This is a genomic window from Soonwooa sp. (assembly GCF_030151385.1).
Classification (GTDB): Bacteria; Bacteroidota; Bacteroidia; order Flavobacteriales; family Weeksellaceae; genus Soonwooa.
Window position 1 is genome coordinate 24,685 of record NZ_JASLDS010000020.1, and the last position, 6,000, is coordinate 30,684.

The 6,000-nt window shown below is 34.6% G+C and carries 5 protein-coding genes and 1 rRNA gene; 5 read left to right on the forward strand and 1 reads right to left on the reverse strand.

Going from position 1 to position 6,000, the window contains the following annotated elements; translation table 11 throughout:
• Nucleotides 1-394: 394 nt before the first annotated feature.
• The 5 genes from Q1V95_RS02940 (at nucleotide 395) to Q1V95_RS02960 (ending at nucleotide 5,317) form a co-directional block, all read left to right on the forward strand.
• Nucleotides 395-2,476, forward strand: coding sequence for a M48 family metallopeptidase (locus tag Q1V95_RS02940; RefSeq protein ID WP_300670109.1), 2,082 nt, complete (start codon nucleotides 395-397; stop codon nucleotides 2,474-2,476).
• 188 nt (nucleotides 2,477-2,664) lie between these two features.
• Nucleotides 2,665-3,297, forward strand: a complete 633-nt coding sequence (locus Q1V95_RS02945; protein WP_300670111.1) for a response regulator transcription factor — start codon at nucleotides 2,665-2,667, stop codon at nucleotides 3,295-3,297.
• Between the two features lie 15 nt (nucleotides 3,298-3,312).
• Entirely contained in the window at nucleotides 3,313-3,918 is a 606-nt protein-coding gene (locus Q1V95_RS02950) for a hypothetical protein (RefSeq protein ID WP_300670112.1), read from the forward strand.
• Nucleotides 3,915-4,502, forward strand: coding sequence for a hypothetical protein (locus tag Q1V95_RS02955; protein ID WP_300670113.1), 588 nt, complete (start codon nucleotides 3,915-3,917; stop codon nucleotides 4,500-4,502). Before Q1V95_RS02950 ends, Q1V95_RS02955 begins: the two co-directional genes overlap by 4 nt.
• Before the next feature lie 5 nt (nucleotides 4,503-4,507).
• Complete coding sequence (locus Q1V95_RS02960; RefSeq protein WP_300670114.1) at nucleotides 4,508-5,317, forward strand: histidine kinase; 810 nt, start codon at nucleotides 4,508-4,510, stop codon at nucleotides 5,315-5,317.
• Nucleotides 5,318-5,899: 582 nt separating this feature from the next.
• Here Q1V95_RS02960 and rrf read toward each other — a convergent pair.
• A 5S ribosomal RNA gene (rrf, locus tag Q1V95_RS02965) occupies nucleotides 5,900-6,000 on the reverse strand; the annotation flags it as partial.

Genomic DNA, 6,000 nt, shown 5'->3' on the forward strand with positions numbered 1-6,000 from the left:
CTCAAACACGCCGTTCCATCTGGGGCGCAACAACTAATCCGCATTAAGATTTGGCTACCAAAAGAAAAATTTAAGACCACATTTTTTGGTATTTAACAATATTCAAGAACGCCTATAAAATAACTAACCTGAATTCGTAATTAAAAATTGACTTCTGTTTGAATGACTTTCAAAGATATTTTATCAAAATTTCTTAGCATTAAAACTTCTCATAAGGCTTCGATTCCACTCAGTAACCATGCTGCTCAACGAAGTGGTGTTACATCAAAAGAAAAACAACTTAGCCAAACGATCACTAAGTCCGCAAAAAAAATGAAAAAATGACCTAGAATCAATCAAAAAAATTCTACAAAAAAGGAATAAATCCTATATTGCTACTTCCAAATCACAAATCATGTACATAGACCTTTCCGAAAATTTCAAAAAACAAAACAAAAAAGCAGTCTGGGCAATTGTTAGCTTTATCATTGTATATTTTCTAATATTTTTATTTTCCTGTGCCCTTACAGCAGCCTGTATTTTTGGTGGCTTATCATTGATCATAGCCAAACCAGCATTTTATACACTGATGGTAGGTGCAGGACTAATCGGATTTGGAGGATTTGTATTTTATTTCGTCATCAAATTCCTATTTAAAAAGCATGAAAACAACAATGCCAATCTGGTAGAGATAAAAAGAGAAGATCAACCTAAACTATTCGCTCTCATTGACGAAATTGTTGCAGAAGTTGGCACCGACGCGCCCAAAAAGACCTTTCTTTCCAATGATGTTAATGCTTGCGTTTTTTATGATTCCAGCTTTTGGAGCATGTTCCGACCAGTTAAGAAGAATCTAAACATCGGGCTAGGCTTGGTTAACGCAACAACAGCTCAAGAACTAAAAGCAATTCTCGCCCACGAATTTGGACATTTTTCTCAAAAATCGATGAAAGTTGGTAGTTATGTTTATAATGTTAATCAGATTATTTTTAACCTTGTCAACGAGGACGAAGCTTTCGAAAGACAGATGCAAAGCTTCTCTCAAACCAGCGGATACTTTTCATTCTTTGGAGGATTGGCAAGTCTTCTCATTCGACAAATCCAAAAAATTCTAAGAGCGATGTACGCCCAAGTTAATGTTAGATACATGGCGCTTTCTCGAGAAATGGAATTCCACGCGGACGAAGTTGCTGCAAATGTGGCTGGCTCAAAAGCACTAGCAGAATCTTTACTTAGACTTGATCTTGCAAACAAGGCTTACAACAACGTTATTGACGTTTATAATCAAAAATATGATGATGCTAAAGTAAGCCCAAATCTCTACATCGAACAAAGTTTTGTAATGAACTTTTTAGCAGAAGACAGCCAGCTAGATTACAAATACAATTTACCTGTTGTGAAACAAGAAGATGCTTCTTTATTTAACAAATCAAAATTGGTATTCAACAATCAATGGTCGTCACATCCCAGCAACGAAGACAGAATACAACGCCTCAACCAACTTAATATCATCAAAGAAGATAATCAAGAAAGTGCTTGGAGTTATTTTACAAATGTTGACGAAGTTCAGAAAAAAATGACGCAAAAGCTATTTTCATTTGTTAATTATACAGCAACAAAATCAGACTTTTCATTTGAAGACTTTCAAAAACATTATTGTGATGATATCGAAAGCAATAGATTCCCGATTGTTTTCAACAATTACTTTGACCAAAAGAATATCGATTTAATTCCTTTTTCTGAGATTGAAACATTGACAACTACCAAATCTTTCGAAGACCTATTTAGCAACGAAAAAGTTGATAGTGTTTATACATTGATAGCTTTAGAAAATGATCTAGCAAGCATCAAAGCAATTGGAGACAAGTTAACCGACATCAAAACTTTTGACTACGATGGTACGCGATATTCCGACAAAGATGCTTTGAGTTTAGCAAAAAAAATAGAGTCCGAAATTGAAGATTACAAAAAATCGGTTTCAGAAAATGATAAAAATATTTTAGCCTATTTCTACCAAAAGTCGATACCAACATTATCACAAGAGTTCGAAGAAAAATATGCGCGTTTCTACAATTTTGATTTAGCCTTTGAAGAACGCGCCAAAATATATACAGAAATAGATAACGCCTTGCAATTTGTAAGTCAAAGAACACAAGATGATACCATCAAAAAGAACTTTGAAATCATAAAACCATTAGAATCTGAGCTTAAAATAAACCTAAGAAAAATCTTAGCCAATCCTTTATATGACAACCAAATACTTCAGCTGAATAGAAAAGATTTAGAACACTATGTTGACAATACTTTGGTATATTTTCATAATGGCGAATATTTTACGGATAACCTCAAAATGCTATTTTTAGCAAATAATGAATATGCAAGGCTTCTTACAAGAACATACTTCCTCCACAAAAAGGATCTTCTGCAAACTTTCGAAAAAATAGAAGCTTTCAACAATAGCAACAAAACAATACTGCTAAAAGACAGCATTGGTTAACTCAACAAAATATGAAAATCTAATCATCAAATAAACTTATGATTTAATATTTCGTTGCGACTTATTAACTTTTAACGAATTTTCCATAAAAGTAATAGACTTTTTTATTACTTTTATAATCTAATATACCCCAAATTCGGTATTGGAAGTAATCGACTAATTAATAATCTTTGTATAAACTAATAACCATGAAAATCCAAGTTGCTATTGTCGAAGATGATAAGAACTACAACAACACGTTAAAAAAGGTTATTAACTATAATGATCAGATGTGTTGTGTGGGGCAGTATTTCTCTGGCAAAGCAGCTCTGGATAATCTGCCTGATGTAGACCCTGAAATCGTCCTGATGGATCTTCAACTCTACGATTCGTGGGGAACAGACATCATCAGAACTTTAAAAGCACAGCTTCCCAAAACACAATTTATCATTTGCACCAACCATGAAGACGACGACAAAGTTTTTGATTCACTTAGATCTGGTGCTGTAGGTTACTTGGTAAAGGGTGAAAGTTTGGAAAATATTACACAAGCCATCATCACTGCTAAAAATGGTGGTAGCCCAATGAGTAATAATATTGCCAAAAAAGTACTAAAGCACTTCCAAAATCAAGAGCAAGATCACCAATTGGTAGACGAGTTAACACCAACAGAAAAAAACATTCTTAATGGACTTGCAGAAGGTCTGCAGTACAAAGAAATTGCAGCCAACAAAGGCATCTCCCCCGAAACGGTGAAAAAACATGTTGGTAGTATCTACAGAAAACTAAATGTCAACAACAAAGTTGAAGCTCTTAACAAACTCAACACGTCAAAACACTAATAAAAACTAATAACCATGAATCAAGAAAACAACCAATCCGGACCAATCCCAAAAGAAAAAGCTTTACAAATGTTGAAAAGCTTTGAAGAAGCCTTTGGAGGTGATATTTTGGTAGATAAAACTTATAGGCTAAGTTATAACTTACTAAAAGGACTTATCGATCAGAAAAAAGATTTAGTATTGCGATTTGCACAAGTCGACAAAGAACTTAACCTTCTCTACACCGACGAAGCTGCTAAAACAAAACTCTTAATCAACCAAGATGTCGCCATAGAAGTTGATAGCCGTGCAAGTGATGCGATGCGAAAAAACTTTGATGATACGACTAAGGGATTACGACCAAAGTTTGACCAATACATAACCAAAATGTTTGATGATGCTAGTAAGCACGAAAATACACGCCAAATAACGATTCCCTACCAAAACAATTTTGATGCATTTGATCCACAAAATCATACAGGAATCGTTCTTCAGATGGCAATTGACAATACAGCTACAGACAAAACACGATTGCACAAATTAACTTTTGTCATGTACTTCGAATCGTCTTTTTCAAAAGCAGGACAACCAGAAACTTACTTTGATATGATGGGACTTTGCCCTCCCGGTGATTGCAGATGACGCTGATATTTTACACTTACCTACTTGTTGTTTTCCTATGCTTTCTTTCGTCGATTTTCAATCGAAAAACAGAGCAGCATTACTTGTGGTTATATTTTGCTGTAGTATTCAGTAGTGAAACTTTAAATACCTTAAGGCTGATTCCTTACTCAATATATGTTTTTACAATACCATTGTATAGCCTGTATTTCATTTATTATTTTAGTACAGAGGAAAAAAACAAAAAAATTAGTTGGATAGTAGCAGTCATCAATGTCATACTAAGTGCAGTATTTTTCGGAACCGAAGCCAATTATCAAATTATTCTCAGCGTCATATTATGTGTTGTCTATACATTCTTAAGTATTCGTTGGTTTTTCCTACAATTGCAAAACACAGATGTAACACCTATTTTTAAAAAACAAAAATTTTGGGTAGCAACAAGCTTGCTATTTTTTAGCATTGTCTTTATTTTCAGAATTGTTCCTACCAATCTATTAAATGTTATGGATGTGGAATTTTTGCAATTGATAACAAAAAGTTTTATGATCGCAGTCGTCATTTCATACATTCTATTTTTAAAAGCTACGACTTGTAAAGCATGATTCTAATGGTTGCATATGAAGTTAAATTAACTTTTGCATTTGCCGTCGCGCTTTTGCTGCTTTTTTTGGGCTTCATTATCTTCGTTATTTTACTTTACAACAAAAATCAAATCAACCACATCAAAGAAACACAAATCAAGGATATTGAGTACAAAAACAGTCTCCTTCAAAAGGAAATTGAAAAGCACAAATCACTACAATCCGAACGTGAGAGAATTTCTCATGATATGCATGATGATATTGGTACTGGTCTCTCTGCAATCAAATTACAATCAGAAATCCTAAAGCATAACATCGACAACAAAAGCATCAGCAAAGCCGAAATTGATGAGCTAATCAAAATATCAGAGGATATCAATTTATCGATGCGCGAAATTCTGTGGTCACTCAACTCATCCAACGACAACATTAGAAAGATGATTGACTACTGCAAAAGTTATATTGAAAGTTATCTTTCCAAGACAAAAATCCAGTTTTCTTATAATCAACAAATAGAGAATCCAGAACAAGAAGTTAGTGCTGAAGTACGCAGAAATATTCTGTTAATAGTAAAAGAAGCCTGTCATAATATCGTAAAACATAGCCAAGCAACATGTGTACTTTTTGAAGCTATCGAAAGCCAAGACTCTATTCAGATTTCCATACAAGACAATGGTATCGGAATACAGCAAGCACGTGTAGACGGTTATGGGCTTACAACAATGAAATCACGTGCAGAAAGTATTGGAGGTACATTCTATATTAAAACTGCCGAAGTAGGCTCTCAAATCTACATACAAATCCCTTGCATTCCCAAACTAAAAAGCGAAGAATAAAACTCTTCTTCTCTGAAACTACAATCACTTTCAAAGTTTTCTTAGGAGCTAATTCCCGCTTTCACTACTCGCTTTTTTGTGCCGAGCTATTTCCAACGGCATACAAAAAGAGCTCGAACATGCCGTTCAATCGGGGCTAAATTTCTAGCTAATAGCAATTGGATGTTAGCTCTTAGCTTATAGCTGATGGCTAATGGCTATTAGCTAACAGCTGCCGTCTATTACCTATTGCTCTCTTATAGTAGATATAGTTTTGAATAAAAAAATTATCAAATACAGAACTGTATTTTTTTTCTTACTACTCATACCAGCAGGACGCTCGCATCTACAAAAAGAGCTTTTTTGTTTAGAATCGAACGAGCAAGATGCTCATATGAGCGAATGATTTTAGTTTCTCTAGACTAAGAACTTAAAGAGTTGCGCTAATAAGTAACAGCTAATAGCCATTAGCTACTAGTTGCTTCCTAGATCCTAACACCTAGTAGCTGCTATCTACCTCCTAATACCTGCTACCTTTTACCTACTTCCTATATGTATAAACCAAAAAAAGCTCATCAACAATGTTGATGAGCTTTTAAAAAAAACTGGCGGCGACCTACTCTCCCGCGTTAGCAGTACCATCGGCGCTAGAGGGCTTAACTTCTGTGTTCGGAATGGGAACAGGTGAGCCCCTCTGCTAAAAC